This window comes from Mycobacterium sp. NGS68, from assembly GCF_059812195.1.
The window spans coordinates 44011-68197 of record NZ_JCALCE010000026.1 but is presented as its reverse complement, the minus strand read 5'-3'; the positions used below and the strand labels follow the sequence as shown (position 1 = coordinate 68197).

The window sequence follows — 24187 nt, the reverse complement described above, 5'->3', positions numbered from 1 at the left end:
TTCGCCGACGGCCTGGCGCAGGCGGTTGCCCGTTTTGGCCGCCGACAGGTCAGCGACTATCCTTGAGTGCCTGTACGGGCTGCATCGCCTAGTTGAGCCGCGACAGACCCGACCCGAAACCCCCAACGAGGAGTGAGGCCAGACCATGGCGACGCCCAAGCGCAGGATGTCGCGCGCGAACACCCGTAGCCGTCGCGCGCAGTGGAAGGCCACCCGGACCGAGCTGGTCGGTGTGACGGTGGCAGGTCAGAAGCACAGAGTGCCCCGCAGGCTGCTCAAGGCGGCCCGGCTGGGGCTCGTCGACCCCGACAAGCGCTAGTCCGGCGCGCCTCTCAGGCCTGTCTCAGGCGGTCGTACGAGACTAGGGTCCGTGCGAATTCTTGTCGTTGACGACGATCGCGCGGTGCGGGAGTCGCTGCGCAGGTCACTGTCCTTCAACGGATACTCGGTCGACCTCGCCCATGACGGGGTCGAGGCCCTCGAGTTGATTGCCAGCGATCGGCCGGACGCGCTCGTCCTGGATGTCATGATGCCGCGACTGGACGGTCTCGAGGTGTGCCGTCAGCTCCGCAGCACCGGTGACGACCTGCCCATTCTCGTGCTGACCGCGCGCGATTCGGTCTCCGAGCGGGTAGCCGGCCTGGACGCCGGCGCCGACGACTACCTGCCCAAGCCGTTCGCCCTGGAGGAGCTGCTGGCGCGCATGCGGGCGCTGCTTCGCCGCACCAAGCCGGAGGACGACGCGGAGTCGGTGGCGATGACGTTCTCCGACCTGAGCCTGGACCCGGTGACCCGCGAAGTCACCCGCGGTCAGCGCCGCATCAGCCTTACCCGCACCGAATTTGCCCTGCTGGAGATGCTGATCGCCAACCCGCGCCGAGTGCTGACCCGCAGCCGCATCCTCGAGGAGGTGTGGGGCTTCGACTTCCCCACCTCGGGCAATGCGTTGGAGGTTTACGTCGGCTACTTGCGCCGCAAGACCGAGGCCGACGGTGAGCCGCGGCTGATTCACACCGTGCGCGGGGTGGGCTATGTGCTGCGGGAGACGCCGCCCTGATGGTTCGCGTCCAGCGGCCTGTCCGGAATAGGCACGCCCCACTGCGGACAACCAGCTCGTTGTCCCTGCGGTGGCGGGTGATGTTGTTGGCCATGTCGATGGTGGCCATGGTCGTCATCCTGATGGCGTTCGCCGTCTACGCGGTGATCTCCGCCGCGCTCTACAGCGACATCGACAACCAGTTGCAGAGCCGGGCACAGCTGCTGATCGCCAGCGGGTCGCTGGCGGCCGATCCCGGCAAGGCCATCGAGGGCACCGCCTATTCCGACGTCAACGCCATGCTGGTGAACCCGGGCGAGTCGATCTACACCGCGAACCAGCCGGGCCAGACGCTTCCCGTGGGGTCCGCCGAGAAGGCGGTCATCCGCGGTGAGCTGTTCATGTCCCGTCGTACCGCCGCCGACCAGCGGATACTCGCCATCCATCTGCCCAACGGCAGCTCGCTTCTGATCTCCAAGAGCCTGAAGCCGACCGAAGCCGTGATGACCAAGCTGCGCTGGGTGCTGTTGATGGTCGGGGGCATCGGTGTCGCGGTCGCCGCGGTGGCCGGCGGGATGGTCACCCGGGCCGGACTGCGGCCGGTCGGCCGCCTCACCGAAGCCGCCGAGCGGGTGGCCCGCACCGACGACCTGCGGCCCATCCCGGTGTTCGGCAGCGACGAACTCGCCCGGCTTACCGAGGCCTTCAACCTCATGCTGCGGGCGCTGGCCGAGTCCCGAGAACGCCAGGCGCGGCTGGTCGCCGACGCGGGGCACGAGTTGCGCACCCCGCTCACGTCGCTGCGCACCAACATCGAGCTGTTGATGGCCGCGATGGAGCCCGGCGCGCCGCGGCTGCCGGAGCAAGAGATGGTCGACCTGCGCGCCGACGTGCTGGCCCAGATCGAGGAGCTGTCCACGCTGGTTGGGGACCTGGTTGACCTCACCCGCGACGACGCCGGTCAGGTGGTGCACGAACCGGTCGACATGTCCGAGGTCATCGATCGCAGCCTGGAGCGAGTCCGGCGGCGGCGCAACGACATCCACTTCGACGCGGAAGTGATCCCGTGGCAGGTATACGGCGACCCCGCCGGGTTGTCGCGCGCGGTGCTGAACCTGATGGACAACGCCGCGAAATGGAGCCCGCCGGGCGGCCGCGTCGGTATCACCCTGCGCCAGCTCGACCCGTCGCACGCCGAGCTGGTGGTTTCCGACCACGGCCCGGGGATTCCGCCCCACGAACGGCGGCTGGTGTTCGAACGGTTCTACCGCTCGACGCAGGCGCGGGCGTTGCCCGGTTCAGGTCTGGGGCTTGCGATCGTCAAACAGGTGGTACTCAACCACGGTGGATTGCTTCGCGTCGAAGAGACCGTGCCGGGGAACCAACCCCCGGGAACGTCCGTTTACGTGCTCTTACCCGGACGTCCGATGCCTGCTGGGGTCTCGGAGGCCTCGGAGGTGGCGGCGGAGACGACGGCCCCATTGCGGGTTCGCGAGCGCGGTACCGAGACGCTGACCGGCCCGACCGGAAAAGTGACCGGGATTACGGCGAACTCTGGGGATACGGCGAACGTTGTCTCAGTGGACTCTCAGTCCGCGCGCGCAAGGTAGGTGTGCAGTTAGTGTTGGCAGTCAAAGCCGACGACGCCGATTCAGATCTAAGCAACAAAAGAGGAAGAGCGACTTAGCGACATGACGAATCACCCGAGGTATTCGCCACCGCCGCAGCAGCCGGGTTACCGTACCGCCCCTGATGGGCCCATGCCCCCCGCCTACGCGCAGGGGACGCAGGAGACGTACAACCAGCAGTTCGACTGGCGCTATCAGCAGCAGCCGACGCAGCAGTACCGGCAGGGCTTGGGCGGCACTGGCGCGGGCCCGATTCCAGGGATCGGCGGCACCGGGCAGGGCCCGATACCGGGGATCACCGGTACCGGCGCCGCCCCGATACCGGGGCTCACCAGCACCGGCGCGGGTCCGATACCGCCGATGGGCGTCACCGGGCAGGGCCCGATACCCGGCATGTATCCGCACATGCCGCCGCCACCGCCCGTGGTCGTCCGGCAAAAGCGTTCTCGCGCAGGCCTGTTGGCCGGTGCACTGGCGATCGCGGTGGTTTCCGCCGGCATCGGCGGCGCGGCGGCCACGGTCGTGGAGGTCGGGCAGCACTCGTCGAGCACCGCACACGGCGGGGGCGCCTCGGGTGCGGCCCCCAGCGTTCCGGCGGCCAACATGCCGCCCGGCAGCGTCGAGCAGGTCGCCGCGAAGGTAGTCCCCAGCGTGGTCATGCTGGAAACCGATCTGGGGCGGCAGTCCGAGGAAGGCTCCGGCATCATCCTGTCGGCCGACGGCCTGATCATGACCAACAACCACGTCATCGCGGCGGCCAACTCCAAGGCGCCGCCCGGCCCCAGCCCCGGCCCCGTGCCGGGCGGTGGCGCCGCGCCGAAGACCACGGTGACCTTCCATGACGGCCGCACCGCGCCGTTCACCGTCGTCGGCGCCGACCCGACCAGCGACATCGCCGTGGTCCGGGTGTCGGGCGTGTCGGGGCTCACCCCGATCGGCATCGGTTCGTCGGCGGACCTGCGGGTCGGCCAGCCGGTCGTCGCGATCGGGTCACCGTTGGGCCTGGCGGGCACCGTCACCACCGGAATCGTCAGCGCGCTGAACCGGCCGGTGTCGACGACGGGCGAGTCGGGCAACCAGAACACGGTGCTGAACGCGATTCAGACCGACGCCGCCATCAACCCCGGCAACTCCGGCGGGGCATTGGTCAACATGTCCGGCCAGCTGGTCGGGGTCAACTCGGCCATCGCCACGATGGGCGGTGACTCGCCCGACGCGCAGAGCGGCTCGATCGGACTGGGCTTCGCGATTCCGGTCGATCAGGCCAAGCGCATCGCCGACGAGCTGATCAGCACCGGCAAGGCGTCGCACGCGTCGCTGGGTGTGCAGGTGATCACCGATAAGGGTGTGCCGGGCGCCAAGGTGATGGAGGTCGTCCAGGGCGGTGCGGCCGCGAGCGCCGGCGTGCCCAAGGGCGTGGTGGTCACCCGGGTCGACGAACGAACCATCAACAGTGCCGACGCGTTGGTCGCGGCCGTGCGCTCCCGGGCGCCCGGCGACAAGGTGTCGCTGACCTATCAGGATCCTGGCGGCGGCAACCGAACCGTGCAGGTCACCCTGGGCAAGGCGGAACAGTGATGAGAGCCGACGCACCCCTGTCAGAGCTCGGATATACGGTTGCACCCATGGAAAAGGGTGCGGAGTTGGTTGTCGGCCGGGCACTTGTCGTCGTTGTCGACGATCGCACCGCGCACGGGGACGAGGACCACAGCGGTCCGCTGGTGACAGAACTGCTGACCGAGGCGGGCTTCGTCGTCGACGGTGTGGTGGCGGTCGCCGCCGACGAGGTCGAGATCCGCAATGCGCTGAACACCGCGGTCATCGGCGGCGTGGACCTGGTGGTGTCGGTCGGCGGGACCGGAGTCACGCCGCGCGACGTCGCACCGGAGGCCACCCGCGACATCCTGGACCGGGAGATCCTCGGCATTGCCGAAGCCATCCGGGCCTCGGGACTGTCCGCGGGCATCATCGACGCCGGGTTGTCACGCGGTCTGGCGGGTGTCTCCGGAAGCACGCTGGTGGTCAACCTCGCCGGGTCCCGCTACGCCGTGCGCGACGGGATGGCGACGCTGAACCCGCTGGCCGCGCAGATCATCGGCCAGCTGTCCAGCCTCGAGATCTGAGTTACTCGCCCCTGACCTGCCGTTCGGCCTCCGCTCGGGGGCCGACCTCCGGCACGGGCGCCCGCTCGAAAGAACCTTGCCCGCCGTGCCGGCCCGACGACGCGCCGCCGGTGTTCTGCGAGAGCAGGTCGCGGATCTCGGTGAGCAGGACGATCTGGGCGTCGTCCGCCTGCTCGACCTCACCCTTCTTGCGAAGCGTGTTGTACGGCAGGACGACGAAGAAGTACACCACCGCGGCGACCAGGATGAAGTAGATCCCGGCCGACACCAGGATGTTCAAGTCGATGGGCTTCGGCCCGCCGATGTCGATGCTCAGCACGCCGTACTTGGCGTCCGGCTTGACGCCGATCCGCGCAATCAGCGGTTCGATGATCGCGTCGGTGAAACTCTTGACCAATGCGGTGAACGCCGTACCGATGACCACCGCGACGGCCAGGTCGACGATATTGCCCTGCGAGAGAAACTCCTTGAACCCTTTGAACATGGGCGGACCTTTCTAGACTGGACAGAGGTTTGCTGCAGCCCGCGCGCCGAAGTGCGGCCAGGTACTCAGTGCAGGGTAAGAGTTACCGCTTGACCCAACGCCGAACCTGCCACCGTGTTCGCCACCCGGGCCGGTAGCGCAACCAACACTACGCGGTCACCCTCGGCGGCCCCGATTTTCTCTTTGGCGGAGACCAGAACGACGACGGCGTCGGTCGCCAGCACCCGGGACGCCGCGGGCGCGCCCGACGGTGTGTCGGCGGCCGGCGCTACCAGCACGTCGACGACATCGCCGACGCGGACCAGGTCGATAAGGGCGCCGTCGGCCAGGTGCAGCGGCACGATGCGGGCCCCGGGCCCGGCCGTCGACTCGGCCAGGCGACTCCCCAGCACCCGGACATCGGTGAGCACTTCGCCGCGCCGCACCGGGCCGGCCAGGGTGGCGCCCAGCACCGCCCCGAGGTCGGCCTGGGCGCCGTCGGGAAGCGTTGTGGCCGAACGCGTTTCGACACGGAGGTCGTCGGCTGACAATGTCGTTCCGGGCCGCAGGTCGCGGCTGGCCACCACGACGTCGACCCGGTCGCCGTCCGGGTTCGAGCGCAACGTCGCGATGCCGGCCAGCACGACGAGTCCGCCGGCGGCGACGCGCCGGGCCATGACGGTGCGGGTCCAATCGGGGCGCAGCGCCGTCGAAATCCTGCTGAACAGGGTCGGGTTCAGCGACGCCACGCCGCAAGATTAAGCCGATCGCGGCGACGGGCGTGTCGCCGAAGGAAGTGCGCTGTGGATAACCCGGCTACTTCGCGGCGCCCGCGGTGGACGGGGCGGGAGTGCTGGTCGACTTGTCGCTGGATCCGGACTTCTCGCTGGACGTGGATTTGTCCGAACTCTTCTCCGAACTCGACGCGGATTCGCTGGCCGAGGAGCCGTTGGTCGAGCCGTTGGACTTTTTGCCCGACTCGCGGCTGTCGGTGCGGTAGAAGCCGCTGCCCTTGAACACGACGCCGACGGCGTTGAATAGCTTGCGCAGCCGACCCGAGCACTTCTCGCACGTGGTCAGCGAGTCGTCGGTGAACGCCTGCACGATGTCGAAGCGGTCTCCGCATTCGGTGCACGCGTAGCTGTATGTCGGCACTGAAAACCTCCGGGTTTGGACTGAAGAGAGACAGCCTGGTTAGCACTCTACCGTCTCAAGTGCTAGAACCGCCACGTGATCCGTCTCATTCCCGATCGGTCCCGCACCGAAACTTAACTCACGGCGAACGTCGTCGGCGTGTCTTCGCAGCAGGTTAAGTGTCGCGGATCAGCCCAGCCTGACGGCACCGCCACCCGGCGTGAGCGCGTGCGTCATCGGGACATCGTGCGCTTCGGCGGGCAGCTCGTCGAGCAACTCCTCGTCGCGCACCACCGCCATCAGCCGCGCCCGCGGATCCCGCAGCGCCAGCGACCGGTCGTAGAACCCCCGCCCCCGGCCCAGCCGCACGCCGCGCCGGTCGACCGCCAGCGCGGGCACCAGGACCAGGCTGGCCTCGCCCAGCGCGGACTCCGGCAGCCACGGCTCCAGCGGCTCGAGCAGGCCCCATCGGCCCTGCGCGAGTCCGTCAGACCGGTACTCGCCCCACCGCAGCGGCAGCGGCTCGTCGTCCCCGGTGGTGCGCGCGACCGGCAGCAGCACGCGTGCGGCCCGGCGCAGCAACGCATCCAGCATGTCGATCGAGCCCGGTTCGGCGCCCACCGGCACATATGCGCAGACCGTGCTCCCGCCGGCGACCACCTGCTCAAGGTGTGCGCTCAGCATTCGGGCCTCGGCGGCGCGAACGTCGTCGCTCACCCGCCGGCGGGCCGCCAGAAGCCGGTTTCGCAATGCCGCCTTTCCGCCGGTCGCCATGCCCATAACGATGACAGCCCGGCCTGTTCTGCCGCCATCGCGATTAGTCAAGCTCGAAACGGTTATGGTTTGAGGCGATGTCATTACCCCCACACGCGCGAGTCCCGGTCCCATACACGGCGATCGTCCCGGCAGCGGGCCTGGGCACGCGCTTTCTCCCCGCGACCAAAACCGTGCCCAAGGAGCTGTTGCCGGTCGTCGACACGCCGGGCATCGAGCTGGTGGCCGCCGAGGCGGCCGAGGCCGGCGCCGAACGGCTGGTGATCATCACCTCCGAGGGCAAGGACGGCGTCGTCGCGCACTTCGTCGAGGACCTGGTGCTCGAGGGCACGCTCGAGGCCCGCGGCAAGAAAGCCATGCTGGCCAAGGTGCGTCGCGCCCCGGAGCTGATCAAGGTCGAGTCCGTGGTGCAGGCCGAGCCCCTGGGACTCGGGCACGCCATCGGGTGCGTGGAGCCCACGCTGGCCGCCGACGAGGACGCCGTGATGGTGCTGCTGCCCGACGACCTGGTGCTGCCGACGGGCGTGTTGGAAACCATGTCGCAGGTGCGCGCCGAGCACGGGGGCACGGTGTTGTGCGCCATCGAGGTGGCGCCCGAGGAGATCAGCGCCTACGGCGTCTTCGACGTCGAACCGGTGCCCGACGGTGACAATCCCGACGTGCTGCGCGTCAACGGCATGGTCGAAAAGCCCAAGGCCGAGGACGCCCCGTCGATGTATGCGGCGGCCGGCCGCTACGTGCTGGACCGCGCCATCTTCGAGGCGTTACGGCGCGTCGATCGGGGTGCCGGTGGCGAGATTCAGCTGACCGACGCCATCGCGCTGCTGATCACCGAGGGCCACCCGGTACATGTCGTCGTGCATCGCGGATCTCGACACGACTTGGGAAATCCCGGCGGCTACCTCAAGGCTGCGGTTGACTTTGCATTGGATCGTGACGACTACGGCCCGGATCTGCGGCGGTGGTTGGTGGCGCGATTGGGCCTGACCGAGCAGTAGCCGGCGCGCAGACCGGCCCGTTCGCGCCACATGGCTCGACGGAAAGGCGCGCTGTGCGTTCTGTGGAGGAGCAGCAGGCCCGGATATCGGCGGCGGCGGTAGCCCCGCGGCCCATACGCGTGGCGATCGCCGAGGCGCAGGGATTGATGTGCGCCGAGGAAGTGGTGACCGAAAGACCGCTGCCCGGCTTCGACCAGGCCGCGATCGACGGCTACGCGGTGCGCAGCGTCGACGTGCTCGGTGTGGGCGAGTCCGGCGTGACCGCGATCTCCGGCCTCGAAGGGATGGGCGACGCCGACGAGGACACCGGCGGGTCCGGGCTGACGCTGCCGGTGATGGGCACCATCGAGGCCGGTTCGCGTACCCCCAGCCGGCTGCAGCCGCGGCAGGCCGCGCGGGTACAGACCGGGGCGCCGCTGCCCACGCTGGCCGACGCCGTCCTGCCGCTGCGCTGGACCGACGGCGGCATGTCACGCGTGCGGATCCTGCGCGGCGCGCCGTCGGGCGCCTATGTGCGGCGCACCGGGGACGACGTGCAGCCCGGCGACGTCGCCGTGCGCGCCGGCACGATCATCGGCGCGGCGCAGGTGGGGCTGCTGGCGGCGGTCGGCCGCGAGCGGGTGTTGGTGCACCCGCGGCCGCGGCTGTCGGTGATGGCCGTCGGGGGTGAGCTGGTCGACATCGCGCGCACCCCGGGCAACGGGCAGGTGTATGACGTCAACTCCTACGCGTTGGCCGCCGCCGGTCGCGACGCCGGCGCGGAGGTGAACCGCGTCGGCATCGTCAGCAACGACCCCAAGGAGCTCGGCGAGGTCGTCGAGGGACAGCTCAACCGCGCCGAGGTCGTGGTGATCGCCGGCGCGGTCGGGGGTGCCGCCGCCGAGGCGGTGCGCGCGGTGCTCTCCGAGCTGGGCGAGATGGAGGTGGCCCGCGTCGCCATGCATCCCGGGTCGGTGCAGGGCTTCGGGCAGCTGGGACGTGACGGCGTGCCCACCTTTCTGCTGCCGGCCAATCCGGTGAGCGCGCTGGTGGTGTTCGAGGTGATGGTGCGGCCGCTGATCCGGCTGTCGCTGGGCAAGCGCCAGCCGATGCGCCGGATCGTCCAGGCCCGCACGCTGTCGCCGATCACGTCGGTGGCCGGCCGCAAGGGCTACCTGCGCGGTCAGTTGATGCGGGATCAGGACACCGGCGAATACCTGGTGCAAGCGCTCGGCGGGGCGCCCGGGGTGTCGTCGCACCTGCTGGCCACGTTGGCCGAGGCGAACTGCCTGGTGGTGGTCCCGACCGGCGCCGACCAGATCCGCACCGGCGAGATCGTCGACGTCGCATTTCTGGCGCAGCGTGGCTGAACCGGACCGAGGGTGAACCTGTTTCGCAGCACCGGCCGGCATCCGGGGTGGCCGGTGGCGCTGGGGCCGTTGCGGGTCGCGGCGGGCGTGATCCGGCTGCGCCCCGTGCGGATGCGTGACGGCGCGAAATGGAGCCGGACGCGGTTGTCCGACCGGGCGCACCTGGAGCCCTGGGAGCCCAGCACCGACGGCGATTGGACCGTGCGGCACATGGTGGCCGCATGGCCCGCGGTGTGTTCGAGCCTGCGGTCGGAGGCCAATAGGGGCCGCATGCTGCCGTATGTGATCGAGCTCGACGGGCAGTTCTGCGGGCAGCTGACGATCGGCAACGTGACGCATGGGGCGTTGCGGTCGGCGTGGATCGGCTACTGGGTGGCCAAGGCGGCGACCGGGGGCGGCGTGGCCACCGGGGCGCTGGCGCTGGGCCTGGACCACTGCTTCGGACCGGTGATGCTCCATCGGGTCGAGGCCACCGTGCGGCCGGAGAATGCGGCGAGCCGGCGGGTGCTGGCAAAGGTCGGATTTCGCGAGGAGGGCCTGCTGCGCCGCTATCTGGAGGTCGACCGGGCGTGGCGGGACCATCTATTAGTCGCACTTACCGCCGAAGAGGTTTACGGATCGGTGACGTCCGCGTTGGTCCGCGGCGGCCACGCGAGTTGGCCGTGAGCTACATCACTGCAGGTCAGCGGGCAGTCACGGCCCGATAAAGCCCGGGATTCGGTCCTGTGGCGGGCGTGACACGAGTGACGCACGGTGCTTGTAATGGCGAAATTACAGGTGTGTAATTGTCCTGGGCGTTTACCGCCGGCCGCACAGGCTACCCATGGGCCTCGCCGCGGGATCGCACGAAAGGAGCTGGTCATCATGCCGAGCATCCCGCAGTCTTTATTGTGGATTTCCCTGGTGGTGCTCTGGCTGTTTGTGTTGGTGCCGATGCTGATTAGCAAACGCGACGCGGTGCGGCGGACCAGCGACGTGGCCCTGGCGACCAGAGTGCTCAACGGCGGCGCCGGGGCCCGCCTGCTCAACCGTCGCGGCCCCGCGGCCGGCCATCGCAGCGACCCGGACTGGAAGGCCGAGGACGACTGGGAAGACGAGCCGGTCGACGGCAGCTACGCCGACGCTGACCAGGACGAACACGAGGAATCGGAGTCCGAGGATTCCGGGGCCGTCGTGGTGCGACAAGCCGTCGTCGAGCACACCGAGCCCGACTACCTCGACGTCGACGTGGTCGAGGATTCCGGCGCGCTGCCGGCCGGGGCCGTGTCGGCGGAGGCGCGCGCGGAGGCCGAGGAGGCTCCCGTGCCCGAGCCGGTGGCCGAAGAGGCCGCCGACGAGCAGGCCGACGACGAGTACGAGTACGTCGAGGACTCGTCGGGTCTCGAGCCCGAGGACGACGACGAGTACGAGGAGGACTCGTCGATCCCCGTCGCGCCGGTGAACCGGCGGCGCCGCTTCGACACGAAGACTGCCGCGGCGGTGAGCGCGCGCAAGTACGCGTTCCGCAAGCGCGTGCTGGTGGCCATGGCGGTGGTGCTGGTCGCTTCCGCCATCGCGGCGTTCGAAGTGTCGTCGGCCGCCTGGTGGCTGTGTGGCACCGCCACCACGATCACCGTCCTCTACCTGGCTTACCTGCGCCGGCAGACCCGCATCGAGGAGAAGGTGCGCCGCCGTCGGGCGCAGCGGATGGCACGGGCGCGGCTGGGCGTGGAGAACACCCACGACCGCGAGTACGAGGTGGTCCCGTCGCGGCTACGCCGCCCCGGCGCGGTGGTGCTCGAGATCGACGACGAGGACCCCATCTTCGAGCACCTCGACGACGCGGTGTCGATGCGCAACTTCGGTTACCCGCGTGACCTGCCGCGCGCCGTCGGTCAGTAGCCTGCCGCGGCGGGTGGTCTCCCCGAACTGGTAGCCTGCTAGCGGTCAGGGGCTATGGCGCAGTTGGTAGCGCGTCTCGTTCGCATCGAGAAGGTCAGGGGTTCGAATCCCCTTAGCTCCACAGAGTTTGTGCAGGTCAGACGGTTGTGCTGCCGCTTCGCCTATACGGGGCTGCGGGTTTCGGCCTCGGATGCCGCAGTGCGGTTACGCTCGCGAACCTGAGGCGCGCGACGGCCCCGAGCTACCGGGCGGCGAGTAGCAGCGCAGATGTCACCAGCATGACGGCGGCGGTGACGCCGTGGACTCCCCAGGCGATCGACTTCGGACCGCCGCTGGCGAGCACGATGGCCGCGTCGGCGAGTGGAATGATCGTGGCAGCCAAGATCACCCAGCCGAGCAGGTGCGTGGCGCCGGCGGCCATGAGAACGAAAAGGACCAGCCCAGAAGCGATGTCGCGGACGCCCTTGACGCTCAAGTACGCGCCGACGGACCGTTGGTCGAGATCCGGTTGCACGCCGTAGCCCGCGGCCGCGACGCGCGGCGCGACCAGGAACCGCGCGCCGATGAAGACGATTCCCGCGCCGATGAGGCCGGCGAACGTGTAGCCGATGGTCGTCATATCGAGTACTCCTTCAGGTCATCAGGGCCACGCAGAGGGCGGCCAGCGCCAGGCCTTGCAGCATCGCGCGAACGCCGATGATTCGGTCCCACTTCGCTTGCAACACGCGCCCATTCGGTGCCGGCTGACCGGCGTCGGCGGCCGCCGTCAGCTGGCGATTGATGGGCGCACTCACCCGCGCGTAGAGCGCAATCCAGGCCAGCAGCAGAACCAGTGCGGCGCCGGCCGCGATCGCCTGCGCCCAGTGGGCGGCCACCGTGGCCAGCACTACGCTTGCCGCGGTGGCGAGCACCCCGAGCACTCCGGGTACCTGCATGCGCCGGTCCCCGTAGCGGTGCACGTTTCCCGTCACCGCGACCAGGGTGCCGTCGTCGACCAGCGCCAAGGCGGGCCGCAGCACGATCGCGCAAAACACGTCGGTGCCGTAGACCACGGCGGTCCCCAGGATCGCGATCAGCGCGGCGGCGCGGGCGATTTCCCAACTCACGTCGCACCCCCTCGTCGTACCGCTAGCAATGCTAACCCAGCCTCCGTGGCGCGGCAATAGCAGTGCTAGAACTTCTAGCAGTGATACCGTGTGTTGTGGCCATCGAGGATCGACGCGAGCGCGAGCGGGCCGACCGCCGGCGGCTGATCGTCACGACGGCCCGTCGGCTGGCCGAGTCCGAAGGCTGGGACGCCGTGACCACGCGTCGGCTGTCCACCGAGATCGAATACAGCCAGCCGGTGTTGTACAAGCACTTCAGCGGAATGGACCAAATCGCGGAGGCCGTCGCCGTCGACGGGTTCGGTGATCTCGTGGAGGTGATTCGCGAAGCCTGCTCCGGCGCGGGGGCGGCCGGCGACGCCCTGACCCGGATCGCCCACGCATACCTCGAATTTGCCCGCGACAACCCGGCCGTCTACGACGCGATGTTCACCCGCGCGACCACCTTGCGCTTCGCCGCCGACGACACACCGCCCGAGCTGACGACGGCCTTCGCCGGACTGAGTGAGGCGGTCGGTGAGGTCGCCGGTGAGCGTGACGCGGACACGCTCACCGAGACTTTCTGGGCCGCGCTGCACGGACTGGTCAGCCTAACCCGGGCTGGCCGCCTGCGGCCCGGCTACGACTCGGAGCGCGTCGCGTTGCTCGTCGACGGCTTCGTCGGCCGACGGGAAGCGACGCGCTAGGCAACCGGACCGTCAATCGTCACCGACGATCGTCACTCGTGGATCCGCCAGCTCCGCAACATAGTTTCTCGCCGCCGCACGCGTGCCGGATCGGTGCCCAGGTCGTGCGCATGCTAGCGGCGCCTGATCACCTGTCGCGGCCACGCTGGCGCCCCGGATACCACACGCAGCGTCTGCAACTGGTCGTCCACCAGCTCACCGGCCGACGGGAAACTGCCTCTGGGGTCGCTTGCGCAAATGGGCCTCCCGCCGACCGAACCTAGGCTGCTAGTGTTCGATCAAATCGACGAGTCGCGCTGTTGGTGGAGTTTCGATGATCAAGGGACGTCCTAACTGGGGCTGGGGCTCTAAGGCGCCCGTGCAGATGTTCACCGAGGCCGAGATTCGCGCGGCCTGCAAGGGCTTCGGAATCCCCGACGCCGACATCGACAGCATTATCGAGCAACTCCACGCGAAGCGGCACAGCGAGCAGGTTGCCGGGCTGCCCGAGTCCTGATCCGGCCTCGCGATCAGCGGTGGACTACTTGTGCGCTACGTTCTCGACTCCGAGCTGCGCGAGCAGCGCCGCCAGGCGATCCTGGTCCATCACCGGTTGGTTGCCGGCCGCGGCGCCGAGCATCAGCCCACTGATGAACGTCACCGTGAGCAGCGCCTGATCGTCGACGTTCGCCGTCTGCGTCTGTTGAGCGAGGTCGCGGTGCAATCGAAGGTAGGTCTGCGAATTGGCGTGAAACACCTTCGACAGCAGCGGATCTCGGCTGGCCTGCAGGAGCAGCTCGATCCTTGCGCGGGTGCGCGTCAGCCCGTCGCCGGTGAGTGACTTCATCACGACCGCAGCCAGTTTCGAAGCGGCGGTCTCTTGCGACGCCGTGTCCGCGTCGACCTCGGTCACCGAGCGCAGATCCGCGAGGTCGAGTTCGGCCACGCGCTCGGCGACTGCGTGCACGAGCGCCTTGCGCGTCCGGAAGTAATAGGAGGTGCTGCCGTCGGGAACGCGTGCCTGTCGGTCCACCTGGGGATGGCTGAGCCCCTTCGCGCCCCGATCGGCCAGCAGCTCGATGGCGGCGTCACAGAGTTCGCGACGCCGCCGTTGGCCATCGGGTGTTCGTCGACTGGTGATGGGCGCCCCTATTCGCTCGCCGGGCGGATCAGCACTTCCTGTGCCGTGCTGGCGACGGCGTGGCCCGCCGCGTCGCGAATGGTGCCGCGCACCAACGCGCGATGACCGCCAATGGCTGCGGCCTCCTGGGTGTAGAGGTGCCATTCGTCGAAGCGGACGGGGCGGTGCAGCCAGATCGCGTGGTCGAGGCTGACGGCCGCGATCGACGCGTAGTCGGCCGGTTCCGGGTGGTTCCGTAATGCCATGTCCAGCAACAGGTAATCGCTCGCATACGCGAGCATCGCGTTGTGCAGCGCCGGGTTCTCGCCGATCGGACGGGGCAGCCGCATCCAGTGCGAACGCGGCCCGGGCGTCTGCTGGCCGCCCAGGAAGTTCGTCGGTTCCGCGATCCGCATCTCCACGGCGGGCGGAGCGTCGATCCAGGTCTGCGCCCTCGTCCTCAGCTCCCCGGCGGACCGGTGCACCCAGTGTTGGAGTAGCGGCACGTCCTCGGGCGGCGGTGCGTCGATGCGGGGCCGGTGAAGCTCTGGTTCCGTCGGGTTGGTGTGGAAGGACGCCAACGCCGTGAGCAGCGTGCGGTCGCCCTGTGTCACCGTGACCTGCCGCGTCGCCATCGACCGACCGTCACGCACGGCCGTGACGACGATGTCCAACGGCGTGTCCGGCGCGCCCGTCTGAACGAAGTAGGCGTGCAGGGAGTGCGGCGGGTGGCTGTCGACGGTTTCCGACGCCGCGTAGATGGCCTGGGCGAGCAGCTGGCCGCCGAAGATCCGGCCGAAGCGATCGCGCTCATTGGATGCACGAAACCGGTTGTTGCTTAATGGCTCAAGCCGCAAAGCGCGCTCAAGGGTATCGAGCGATTCGAGGACCGCTTTCTCCAATGCGGTATCCCGCAATGGACCGGTCAGGTCGTTCACCGGGGCTTGCTCGTCGGCGGCCATCACAGCAGGATCTTGCCAGACGCTTGCCCCGCATGTCTCTAAGACTTTAGAGTCGGTCCGTGATGGCGTCCGTATCACTGCCCGGGGGAAGCTTCGGGCACCCGGTAGCCGTCGCGCGTGATGATCCGCACGGGGTCGCTGCCGTCCCAGTTGGCGCACGTGTCGGAGATGCTGCGGACGTGGTGCAGAAAGCTGGGTGGGGCTTCGACGACTTCGGTGTAGAACCCGAAGTCGGCCGCCGTGTCGACATAAGCGACTCGGAACCCGCCGCCCAGGCTCTCCGCGGCGATCGCATAGCCGAGCGCCTTGAAGTGCGCGGTCTTGGCGTCGTAATCGCTTGTCAGCGTGGCGATCTGATGGAATGCGGACAGGCCGCCGCGGCTCCATTCGGTGAAGATGCTCGGCGTGTCGCAGTGTTGCTGGATCAGCTCGATCTGCACGGGCCCGGCCTGGGCGACGGCGACCTGGATCTTGGCGGTGCGGATTTCGCCGCCGTAGTCGGCCCGCTGCTCGATCACGGGCAGCACGTGGAACGGTCCGATGCCGAACGTTCGCGCCCAGCCGGCGGCCGCGACGAGCACGTCGTCGACCACGTGACCGAGCTGGAAGAACCGGAAATCGCCCTCAGGCCATGGCTGTTCGAACAACGGGTGGGCCGAGAGTGCTGCCGTATGGGGGTCCATGCGCACGATCATGGCACGCCCGTGCACGCGCCCGCGACCCACCGGACGCGCCGGTGCTGAGCGGCGAGAAGGTCCTCATCACCGGGCCGGCCGGCCGCATCGCCTACGGCATCGCGGAAACGCTGGCGCGCGACAACGAGGTGTGGGGCATCGCACGCTTCACCGACGCCGCGTCGCGCGCGGAGGTCGAGGCCCTGGGCGTCACCACGCGCGCCGTAGACCTGGCCGAGGGCAACTTCGGCGAAATACCAAGAGATTTCACATACCTCCTGCACATCGCCGCCGACTTCGGCGAGGATTACGAGCGCGGGCTGCAGGTCAACGCGGAGGGCACCGGTCTGCTGCTGTCGCACTGCCGCGACGTCAAGGCGGCGTTGGTGATGTCGACGGTCACCGTGTACAGACCGCACCCCGATCCATGGCATCCGTTCCGGGAGGATGACCCGATCGGTGACGCCGGATTGCCCAGCCCGCAGCCGTATTCCATCGTCAAGATCGCCGAGGAGGCCGTCGCCCGGTACTGTGCGCGCGAATTCGACGTCCCGGTCACGATCGCGCGCATGGGAAGCGCCTACGGCGACCGTGGCGGTCTCCCGATGTGGCACCTGCAGGCCATCGCGGAAGGCAGGCCCGTGGCGGCACGTTGGGACCCGTTGCCGTACAGCCCGATTCACTACGACGACATCAACGCGCAGATACCGGCGCTGCTCGACGCTGCGACGGTTCCCGCCACGATCGTGAACTTCGCCGGCGATACGCCCGTCAGCGTCCAACAGTGGTCCGACTATTTCGGCGAACTGCTCGGCGTCAAGGCGCGGGTGGACGTGCGGCCCGTCCCGGGCGCATCCGTCGGCTCCGTCGGGGACCACGCCAAGCGCACCGCCATCACCGGACCCTGCACTGTGGATTGGCGAGACGGGTTTCGCGCAATGGCCGCCCGCCGCTACCCAGACCGCGTCGAGGCGTGATGCGCGCGCGTTATCCCACGTCGGACCAGTTGCTGGACGAGGCCGTCGCGGCCTGCGGTCACACCGACTTCGGCCCCGGTGACTTCCGGGAGGGGTTGGGTGTGCTGCTGACGAGCCTCGAATGCGACGGCGACCTGGACCCCGGCACCGACGCCGCCGTTGCCGGGGATCTGCGGCGCCGCCTGGTCAACCGACTCGAGGTCGAGGCCTACTACGCGGAGCATCCCGAGGTCGAGGACGTCGCCATCGCCGGCCCTATCGATATCAACGGCCTTCCCCGCACCGGCACGACGGCGCTGGCCGACATGCTTTCCCTCGACCCGCAATTCCGTTGCCTGCGTGGCTGGGAGCAATACCGGCCCGTGCCGCCACCACTCGCCGGTGGCGAGGCCGACGATCCGCGACGGCGGGCGTTCGTCCGCGCGCACGAGGAGCGCCCGGCGGCGCACGCGGCCCTGCACATCTTCGAGATCGACGCCACGATGGAGGACACCGAGATCCTCGGGATGGCCTTCCACGGCCAGCAGATGACGCTGCCCGTCGCCGGCTACCGAAAGTGGTGGCGCAGGGCTGATCTCACCCAGACCTACGCATACCATCGCCGCGTGGTCAAGCTGCTCGGCTCGAAATGCCCACCGGAGCTGTGGCTGTTCAAAGCGCCGCACCACAAGTTCCACCTGGCCGCGCTCGCCGACGCCTATCCCGACGTCCGCTTCGTGATGACACACCGCGACCCGGCCAAGGTGGTGCCCTCCTACGCCAGCCTGGTGTCCACGATCTTCCCGCGCGCCGCGGGACAACGAGATCTGCGGGCGCTCGGCCGCGAGGTCAGCGAGCACTTGCGTGAGGGCATGGAGCGCGCCATCGAGGAACGGGCGCGCGTCGGCGAGGACCGCTTCCTCGACGTCCAGCACCGCGAACTGGTCGCCGACCCGAAAGGGACGGTCCGCCGTGTCTACGACTGGCTCGGCCTGGACCTGAGAACCGATGTGGCCCAGACGATCTTTGCATGGCAGGAGGCCAACTCCATGGGAGCCAGGGGCACGCATCGGTACACCGCCGAGCAGTTCGGCCTCACCGTCGAGCAGATCCGATCCGACTACGACTTCTACATCCGTCATTTCGACGTGACGGTGGAACGCTAATAGGGACTGAGAGGGATGCCCAGCATGACCGCACTACCCACCTGGGACGCGCAGATGGACGAGCTGAAGGGGGTCGCCGATCATCTTCTGGCCACCTGGCGGCCCGACGGGGCCACCGAGGCCGAAGTGCAGGACATGAACAAGCTGGCGCTGTCCATCCTCGCGTGCGGCTACCTGTGCCACGTCTACACCGACGCCCGGCGCCCGGTGTTCATGCCGCTGTGGAACTACGCCTGCAACCAGGGCGGGCCCAATCCGGACTACGTGTACCTGACCGCCGAGGTGGACGGCGCCGGCGTGTACGAGCTCACCGGCCGCCGGGGCACGGTGCGTTTCGTCGAGCTCACGCAGCAGGCACCGGGAATGATGAGGAGCCTCAAGGGCGTCGAAGGCCAGATGAAGTTCCAGGCCATCACACACGACCTGGACGACCTCACGATCGCCGAGGACGGTTCCTTCCGGGTCGTGCTGTCCGTCGAACGTCCCGAGGGGTACTCCGGCGACTGGTGGCCGCTGAACCCGGACGTCGGCAAGCTCCTGATGCGCAAGTGTGCCTGTGACTGGAACACCGAGCTGGACGCCCAGGTCGCGATCAACCGGCTCGACGACGGCGGGGCGGACATGTCTGCGGCGGAGATCGCGCGGCGGTTCTCGCAGCTGGGCGACTGGATCAAGGGCATGATCGACTTCGACATGGAGCTGGTCCGGTACTACCGGGAACACCACGGAATCAATGTCCTGCTCCGGTCCCAGTGGATTCAGCAAGGCGGCGGGCTCGCCACCAAGCAGGCCTACTACGACGGCATCCACCAGATCGCCGACGACGAGGCGCTGATCGTCGAGTTTCCCGTGCCGGAGAACTGCTACTACTGGCAGATCCTCGTGGCCGATGACCGGTTCGCGACCGTGGACTGGGTCAACCGGCAGTCGAGCCTCAACGACGTGCAGGCGCGGGTCGACTCCGACGGGTGGTTTCGGGGCGTGGTGTCCAAATGCGATCCCGCCGTGCACAACTGGCTCGACAAAGCCGATTGGCCCTGGGGGGTTTTGCAGGCCCGCTTCTACAAGAGCGACGTCTTCCCCGAGGCGACGGTGACCAGGGTGCCGGTGGCCGACGTCCTCGACCACCTCCCGTCGGGAACCCCCGTGCTCACAGCGCAGGAGCGGCGTGAGCAACTGCGACATCGCCGCACGGGCGCGCAGCTGCGCCGGATCTGGTGAACGTGGCCTGCGAGCAAATCTCCGAGAGCCGAACTGTAGCTCTTACAGTATTCTGCGATAGGTGACACCTGTTACCGAGCAGAAGCCGACCTACTGCCGGATCTGCGAACCGCTATGCGGCATGATCGCGACCGTCGAGGACGGGCGCCTGGTCTCGCTCCGCCCGGACAAGGACCACCCGCTGTCGGCGGGCTTCGCCTGCCAGAAGGGCATCGCCTTCGCCGAGGTGCACAACGACCCGGACCGCGTCACCACGCCGCTGCGCCGCACGCCGACGGGGTTCGAGCCGGTGACGTGGGAGGAGGCGCTGTCGGATATCGCCGCCCGGCTCACCACGATCCTGCAGGCGCACGGCCCGGGCGCGGTCGGCTGGTACATGGGCAACCCCGCCGCCTTCAGCTACTCGCACACCTTCGCCGCGATGACGTTCATCAAGGGCGTCGGGCGCGGCGCGCACTACTTCACCGCCTCGTCGCAGGACACCAACAGCCGGCTGATCGCGAGCCAGCTGCTCTACGGTGTGCCGACATCGGTGCCCATTCCCGACCTGACGCGCACCGATCTGCTGGTCATGATGGGCGCGAATCCCGTTGTCTCGCACGGAAGCTTCTTGACGGCGCCGCGCATCAAGGACCGCATGTCCGACGTCGTCAAGCGTGGCGGACGCGTCGTCGTCGTCGACCCCCGTCGCACCGAGACCGCCGCGGCGTTCGAATGGCTGGGCATCGTCCCGGATACCGACGCGTTGCTGTTGCTGTCGCTGTTGCAGGTGATGTTCGCCGACGGCCTCGTCGACCTAGACACCGTGCGACGCCAGGCCGACGGCATCGACTGGCTGCAAGCGTTGTGCGCGTCGTTCACCCCCGAGCGGACCGCGGCGCGGACCGGGATCGACCCGGACAGCGTCCGGTCACTCGCGCACGACCTGGCGAGCACGCCCCGCGCCGCCGTCTACGGCCGGCTGGGCACCTGCGTCGGCCGATACGGCACGCTCACCTCCTACCTGATCGACGTGGTCAACCTGGTCGCCGGCAACCTGGACGCGCCGGGTGGGTCGGTCTTCGGCTCGATGGAGACGCTGGGCGAGCGTTGGCAGAAGACGATGATGGGTGTCGCGCTGCGCCGTTCGCATCGCAAGCGCACGCGCATCGGGAACATCCACAGCGCCATCGACTCCGAACCGGCCGCGCTGATGGCCAAGGAGATCACCACGCCGGGCGCCGGGCAGATCAAGGCCATGTTCGTCTCGGCGGGCAATCCGGTGCTGTCGTGCCCCAACGGCGACGAGCTGGAAGCCGCGTTCGAGACCCTGGACCTGTCGGTGGCCATCGACTTCTACGTCAACGAGACCGGCGCCCACTGCGACTACATCCTGCCCGCCACCACGATGTACGAGCGCGACGACTTTCCGTTCATCTTCCAGCCCTTCCAGGCCACGCCGTTCCGGCAGGCCACCGAGGCCGTCGTCGCGCCGGCGGGTGAGGCGCGGTCGGAGTGGGACATCGTCGACGACCTCACCCGGCGGCTCGCTGGGACGGTGCGGGGGTTCGGTGTGTTGGGGACGGCGCGAAAGGCGTTGGGCCTCTTCGGGATCACTCTCACGCCGCGGGTCATGATCGACGCCATGGTCCGGATGTCGCAGGGTGGGGATCGGTTCGGTCTGCGCCGCGGCGGCCTGACCCTGCGCCGGCTGACCGAAGACCACCCGCACGGCGTGGTCGTCGCGCCGCACATTCGCACCGGGGTGCTGCGCGACGCCGTGGCGTACCTGTCGCGGCGGGTCAGGCTGGAGCACGACGCTATCGCCGCGGAGGTGGACAAGCTGTCGACGGGCAAGCATCCCGACGGCTATCCGCTGCGAATGATCGGCATGCGCGAGCCGCGGTCGGAGAATTCGTGGATGCACAACTCCCCGCTGCTGATGCGCGGTGAGCGCGCGCACCGCGGCCTGATCCACGTCGACGACGCCGCGGACCTGAACATCGCTGACGGCGACATGGTGCGGGTGTCCTCCCCGTACGGCGAGATCACCGTCGGCGTCGCCACCACCAAGGACCTGATGGCCGGGGTGATCGCGGTCCCGCACGGCTGGGGCCACAAGGGCACCGGCACCTGGCAGGTGGCGAACCGGGCCGGCGGCGCCAACGTCAACCGGTTGACGTCGAGCGAGCCCGAGGACGTCGAGGAGCTGTCCGGCATGGCGTGGCTCACCGGGGTGCCGGTGCGCGTGGAGCCCGTCAGCGCCGCGGAGCTGACGACGACGGTGTAGTTCGTTGGCGGCGACGTTATGCTGGGTTGCCATGGAGCCAGGCGATCTCGAATCACGTGTAGGCGCTCTTGAACGCCAGGTGCGCGATTTGGCCGGCCGCCTGAAGGTGAGTGAACAAGACGCCGCAGCGGCTCGGGTGCTTGCGGGCGCCGCCGATCGCGATGTGAGCGAGCTCGGCGGCGAGCTTCGCGAGTTCCGCCGGGACACCGCGGCAAATTTCGACGCCCTCCGCCAGGCCACGGCGGCGGGCTTCAATGCCCTGCGCGAAGATTTCGTCGACCTCCGCACTCATGTCGACCAGGGGTTCACCGAGATACATCGCAAGTTCGACGTCACGGCCGCCGGGCAGCAGCGCATCGTCGACCTGCTGCAGGTCATCGTCCGCGAACACCAACAGGACGAATAGCGCTTCCGGCGCAAAGCGCGCCGTGGCCGCAGTCTCGGCGGATGCGGGGACGCCCGAATCACCCCGTCACGCCGAGCTTCTCGCGCAGCCACGCGCCCATCTCCGCGATCGCCGCGTCGGTCTCGGGCACCTTGCCCGCGCCCAGCAGAAACAGATGCTGCCCGTCGGGCACGACGTTGAGCCTCGTCTGGACACCCGCGGCCACCGCGCGGTCGGCGAACTCGCGGATCTCGCCGACCAGCACCTCGTGGCTGCCGTAATGGATGTCGATCGGGGGCAGGCCGCTCAGATCGGCGTACAGCATGTTCACCCGGGGGTCGTCGTACTTGACACCCGTTCCGGCGAGCCAGCTTTCGCGGAATAGCTGCAACACCGCAAGGGTCAGTACCTTGTCGGTCTCAGCGTTGGCCTTCAGCGTCGGGTTCTTCAATTCGATGTCGTACCAGGCCGAGCAGGACAGGATGGCGCCCGGCATCGGCACCCCCTGATCGCGCATTCGGATGGCCAGGCCGACGGCGAAGTTGCCGCCCACCGAATGACCGCCGGCAGCGATCTTGTCGGGCCGATACCCCTGGGCAAGTAGCCAGCGGTATGCCGCGTCGAAGTCATCCTGCTGCGCGGGGAAGTGGTTCTCCGGCGATCGCCGGAAGTCCAGCGCCAGCGCGCGAATGCCGGCCGCCTTAGCGAGGTGGCCCGCGGCCTTGCGGTCGGAGTGCATCGAGAACACCACCGTCCCACCGGCGTGGCCCCACAGCAGGACGCTCCCGTCGTCGGATCCGGCCGGGATGCACCAGACGGCCGGGACGCCGCCCGCGTCGACTTCCGCGTAGCTGACGCCCTCGGGCTCCTTGCTGGCCCGCCCGGCCATCGCGTCGCAGATGTCGCGAATGTTGTCCAGGCCCAGGGTCAGGTTGCTGTAGCGGTCGCGGGCCGCGCCGAACAACCTGGCCAGCTGGTCGGATTGCGTGCTCGCCATGGAATCTCCATCTCTGCCGACGGGTATGACGGCCGGGTATGGGGTCACGCTACGCGAGCGTGCACGGTCACGGGAAGGCGCGCCAGGCCGTTGATCACGTTGTTGAGTCCGCGTACCGGTTCGCCACAGTCGATCGTGTCTACCTGTGCGACAAGCGCTTTCAGTACCGCATGGCACTGCATCCGGGCCAGTCCCTGGCCGGCGCAGGTGTGCGCGCCGCCGCCGAAGCCCACGTGGTCGCCGGCGTTGTGCCGCTTGACGTCGAATTCTGCCGGGCGCTCGAACTGTCGGTGGTCACGGTTGGCGGACGCGAAGAGCAGGCCCACCCGCGACCCTGCGGCAACCTCGTAACCGGCGATGCTGGTCGCCGTCGTGGCGACGCGGCTCAAGAGCCGCACGGGCGACTCCACGCGCACGACTTCGTTGAGGGCGTTGGGAATAAGGCTCGGGTCGCCCTTCAGCGCGGCCCACTGATCGGGGTGGGTGGCCAGCAGCCACACCGCGCTGGCGATCGCGCTGATCGTGGTGTCCAGGGACGGCCCGATGTAGTCGAAGATCAGTTGCGGGACCTGCTGGGGCCCCAGTTCCCCGCGGTCGGCGGCCGCGGACATCGCCGCGCCGAGGCTGCCTGGGACGGCGGTCCCGTCGGCAAAGGCGTGTTCGGCGAGGCCGATCATCTTCTGTGTGGCCGCGATCATGTCCCGGGTGATCCCGGCGGCGTGCTCCGCGCGGGCGTTCAACGGCCCGAGTAGGTCGAAGCTCGCCGACGCCCACTCCAGCAGCTGCTCGCGACCCCCGCCGGGCCAGCCGAGTAGCTCGGGAACAACCGAAAGCGGAAGCGCGCCAGCGAGATCGGTGACGGCGTCGAAGGTGCCCCGCTCGACTAGCTCCGCTACGCGCGCGGCGGCGAGCTGCTCCAGGTCGATGCCCAGCCTGTGCAGGGCGCGTGGCGTGAAGCCGCGCATCATGATGCCCCGCAGATAGGAGTGCTGCCCGCCGTCGCTCATCATCGTGGTGAGGCCCGCACCGAAGGTGTTGACGAGGTCGTTGAGACCGACGCCCTGGCCGGACGCGAACGTCTGGGGATCGGCGAGGGCGGCGCGGACTTCGGCGTAACGGGGCAGCGCAAGGACGTCGTGCGCGTCGAGCCGGACGACGGGTCCGAGCTCACGCAGCGCCCCGTAGTGCTGATGTGAGTCCAGCAGTACGTCGTCGGTGAAAAGGTCATGCGGATACGACGGGATTGTCGGCATCGAGGTCCTTTCCTGTTGGCTCAAGAG

Annotated in this window: 26 protein-coding genes, 1 tRNA gene and 1 pseudogene; 17 read left to right on the top strand and 11 right to left on the bottom strand. The window is 68.7% G+C overall.

The window, feature by feature from the left end; translation table 11 throughout:
• Positions 1–145 precede the first annotated feature (145 nt).
• The 5 genes and pseudogenes from rpmF to AC5Y5V_RS23565 all read left to right on the top strand — a co-directional run bounded on the left by rpmF (position 146) and on the right by AC5Y5V_RS23565 (position 4787).
• On the top strand, positions 146–319 hold the full coding sequence (gene rpmF, locus AC5Y5V_RS23585; protein WP_499940338.1) for a 50S ribosomal protein L32: 174 nt from the start codon (positions 146–148) through the stop codon (positions 317–319).
• Between the two features lie 51 nt (positions 320–370).
• Positions 371–1057 (top strand): two-component system response regulator MprA, encoded by a 687-nt coding sequence (mprA, locus tag AC5Y5V_RS23580; RefSeq protein WP_499940337.1) that lies wholly within the window; start codon positions 371–373, stop codon positions 1055–1057.
• A pseudogene (locus tag AC5Y5V_RS23575) lies at positions 1057–2470 on the top strand (HAMP domain-containing sensor histidine kinase); the annotation flags it as partial. The gene mprA and the pseudogene AC5Y5V_RS23575, both read left to right, overlap by 1 nt.
• A gap of 257 nt (positions 2471–2727) precedes the next feature.
• Positions 2728–4242: a S1C family serine protease gene (locus AC5Y5V_RS23570; protein ID WP_499940336.1), complete on the top strand. Its 1515-nt coding sequence runs from the start codon at positions 2728–2730 to the stop codon at positions 4240–4242.
• A complete protein-coding gene (locus tag AC5Y5V_RS23565; RefSeq protein WP_499940335.1) occupies positions 4242–4787 on the top strand; it encodes a MogA/MoaB family molybdenum cofactor biosynthesis protein in 546 nt (181 codons plus the stop codon). Before AC5Y5V_RS23570 ends, AC5Y5V_RS23565 begins: the two co-directional genes overlap by 1 nt.
• Position 4788: 1 nt before the next feature.
• Here AC5Y5V_RS23565 and mscL read toward each other — a convergent pair whose 3' ends face one another.
• The 4 genes from mscL to AC5Y5V_RS23545 form a co-directional block, all read right to left on the bottom strand.
• On the bottom strand, positions 4789–5271 hold the full coding sequence (gene mscL / locus AC5Y5V_RS23560) for a large-conductance mechanosensitive channel protein MscL (protein ID WP_499940334.1): 483 nt from the start codon (positions 5269–5271) through the stop codon (positions 4789–4791).
• A gap of 65 nt (positions 5272–5336) precedes the next feature.
• A complete protein-coding gene (locus tag AC5Y5V_RS23555) occupies positions 5337–5999 on the bottom strand; it encodes an SAF domain-containing protein (RefSeq protein ID WP_499940333.1) in 663 nt (220 codons plus the stop codon).
• A gap of 67 nt (positions 6000–6066) precedes the next feature.
• Positions 6067–6405 (bottom strand): FmdB family zinc ribbon protein, encoded by a 339-nt coding sequence (locus tag AC5Y5V_RS23550; RefSeq protein ID WP_499940332.1) that lies wholly within the window; start codon positions 6403–6405, stop codon positions 6067–6069.
• A 168-nt stretch (positions 6406–6573) separates the two neighbouring features.
• Positions 6574–7158, bottom strand: coding sequence for a 5-formyltetrahydrofolate cyclo-ligase (locus AC5Y5V_RS23545; RefSeq protein WP_499940331.1), 585 nt, complete (start codon positions 7156–7158; stop codon positions 6574–6576).
• A 77-nt stretch (positions 7159–7235) separates the two neighbouring features.
• Here AC5Y5V_RS23545 and AC5Y5V_RS23540 point away from each other — a divergent pair, with 77 nt between their 5' ends.
• The 5 genes from AC5Y5V_RS23540 to AC5Y5V_RS23520 all read left to right on the top strand — a co-directional run bounded on the left by AC5Y5V_RS23540 (position 7236) and on the right by AC5Y5V_RS23520 (position 11507).
• Positions 7236–8156, top strand: a complete 921-nt coding sequence (locus AC5Y5V_RS23540) for a UTP--glucose-1-phosphate uridylyltransferase (RefSeq protein WP_499940330.1) — start codon at positions 7236–7238, stop codon at positions 8154–8156.
• Between the two features lie 53 nt (positions 8157–8209).
• A complete protein-coding gene (gene glp, locus AC5Y5V_RS23535; protein WP_499940329.1) occupies positions 8210–9505 on the top strand; it encodes a molybdotransferase-like divisome protein Glp in 1296 nt (431 codons plus the stop codon).
• 12 nt (positions 9506–9517) lie between these two features.
• Entirely contained in the window at positions 9518–10171 is a 654-nt protein-coding gene (locus AC5Y5V_RS23530; RefSeq protein WP_499940328.1) for a GNAT family N-acetyltransferase, read from the top strand.
• Positions 10172–10369: 198 nt separating this feature from the next.
• A complete protein-coding gene (gene sepX, locus AC5Y5V_RS23525; RefSeq protein WP_499940327.1) occupies positions 10370–11386 on the top strand; it encodes a divisome protein SepX/GlpR in 1017 nt (338 codons plus the stop codon).
• A 48-nt stretch (positions 11387–11434) separates the two neighbouring features.
• Positions 11435–11507: transfer RNA gene (locus tag AC5Y5V_RS23520), tRNA-Ala, on the top strand.
• A 120-nt stretch (positions 11508–11627) separates the two neighbouring features.
• Here AC5Y5V_RS23520 and AC5Y5V_RS23515 read toward each other — a convergent pair.
• Positions 11628–12005 (bottom strand): DUF4267 domain-containing protein, encoded by a 378-nt coding sequence (locus AC5Y5V_RS23515; protein ID WP_499940326.1) that lies wholly within the window; start codon positions 12003–12005, stop codon positions 11628–11630.
• A 13-nt stretch (positions 12006–12018) separates the two neighbouring features.
• Positions 12019–12492, bottom strand: a complete 474-nt coding sequence (locus AC5Y5V_RS23510; RefSeq protein ID WP_499940325.1) for a DUF1772 domain-containing protein — start codon at positions 12490–12492, stop codon at positions 12019–12021.
• A gap of 95 nt (positions 12493–12587) precedes the next feature.
• On the opposite strand from AC5Y5V_RS23510, the gene AC5Y5V_RS23505 reads away from it, so the two are divergent.
• Positions 12588–13178, top strand: coding sequence for a TetR/AcrR family transcriptional regulator (locus tag AC5Y5V_RS23505; RefSeq protein ID WP_499940324.1), 591 nt, complete (start codon positions 12588–12590; stop codon positions 13176–13178).
• Positions 13179–13491: 313 nt separating this feature from the next.
• Entirely contained in the window at positions 13492–13674 is a 183-nt protein-coding gene (locus tag AC5Y5V_RS23500; protein ID WP_499940323.1) for a hypothetical protein, read from the top strand.
• 24 nt (positions 13675–13698) lie between these two features.
• On the opposite strand, the gene AC5Y5V_RS23495 is transcribed toward AC5Y5V_RS23500, so the two are convergent.
• The 3 genes from AC5Y5V_RS23495 to AC5Y5V_RS23485 form a co-directional block, all read right to left on the bottom strand.
• On the bottom strand, positions 13699–14103 hold the full coding sequence (locus tag AC5Y5V_RS23495) for a hypothetical protein (RefSeq protein WP_499940358.1): 405 nt from the start codon (positions 14101–14103) through the stop codon (positions 13699–13701).
• A gap of 203 nt (positions 14104–14306) precedes the next feature.
• A complete protein-coding gene (locus AC5Y5V_RS23490; RefSeq protein WP_499940322.1) occupies positions 14307–15239 on the bottom strand; it encodes an acyl-CoA thioesterase in 933 nt (310 codons plus the stop codon).
• 74 nt (positions 15240–15313) lie between these two features.
• Positions 15314–15922, bottom strand: coding sequence for a VOC family protein (locus AC5Y5V_RS23485; protein ID WP_499940321.1), 609 nt, complete (start codon positions 15920–15922; stop codon positions 15314–15316).
• Positions 15923–15975: 53 nt separating this feature from the next.
• Here AC5Y5V_RS23485 and AC5Y5V_RS23480 point away from each other — a divergent pair, with 53 nt between their 5' ends.
• From AC5Y5V_RS23480 to AC5Y5V_RS23460, 5 genes are all read left to right on the top strand, one after another.
• Positions 15976–16890: an NAD-dependent epimerase/dehydratase family protein gene (locus tag AC5Y5V_RS23480; RefSeq protein ID WP_499940320.1), complete on the top strand. Its 915-nt coding sequence runs from the start codon at positions 15976–15978 to the stop codon at positions 16888–16890.
• Positions 16890–18035: a sulfotransferase family protein gene (locus tag AC5Y5V_RS23475; RefSeq protein WP_499940319.1), complete on the top strand. Its 1146-nt coding sequence runs from the start codon at positions 16890–16892 to the stop codon at positions 18033–18035. The genes AC5Y5V_RS23480 and AC5Y5V_RS23475 overlap by 1 nt, the downstream gene beginning before the upstream one ends.
• A gap of 24 nt (positions 18036–18059) precedes the next feature.
• The gene (locus AC5Y5V_RS23470) at positions 18060–19256 is read left to right on the top strand and encodes a DUF1214 domain-containing protein (RefSeq protein WP_499940318.1); all 1197 of its coding nucleotides are present in this window, start codon (positions 18060–18062) and stop codon (positions 19254–19256) included.
• A 121-nt stretch (positions 19257–19377) separates the two neighbouring features.
• Positions 19378–21525 (top strand): molybdopterin-containing oxidoreductase family protein, encoded by a 2148-nt coding sequence (locus tag AC5Y5V_RS23465; RefSeq protein WP_499940357.1) that lies wholly within the window; start codon positions 19378–19380, stop codon positions 21523–21525.
• A 31-nt stretch (positions 21526–21556) separates the two neighbouring features.
• Positions 21557–21931: a hypothetical protein gene (locus AC5Y5V_RS23460; RefSeq protein WP_499940317.1), complete on the top strand. Its 375-nt coding sequence runs from the start codon at positions 21557–21559 to the stop codon at positions 21929–21931.
• Positions 21932–21989: 58 nt separating this feature from the next.
• Here the strand turns inward: AC5Y5V_RS23460 and AC5Y5V_RS23455 are convergent, their stop codons facing one another.
• Both AC5Y5V_RS23455 and AC5Y5V_RS23450 read right to left on the bottom strand, forming a co-directional pair.
• Positions 21990–22907, bottom strand: a complete 918-nt coding sequence (locus AC5Y5V_RS23455) for an alpha/beta hydrolase (protein ID WP_499940316.1) — start codon at positions 22905–22907, stop codon at positions 21990–21992.
• A gap of 44 nt (positions 22908–22951) precedes the next feature.
• Complete coding sequence (locus tag AC5Y5V_RS23450; RefSeq protein WP_499940315.1) at positions 22952–24160, bottom strand: cytochrome P450; 1209 nt, start codon at positions 24158–24160, stop codon at positions 22952–22954.
• Positions 24161–24187 lie beyond the last annotated feature (27 nt).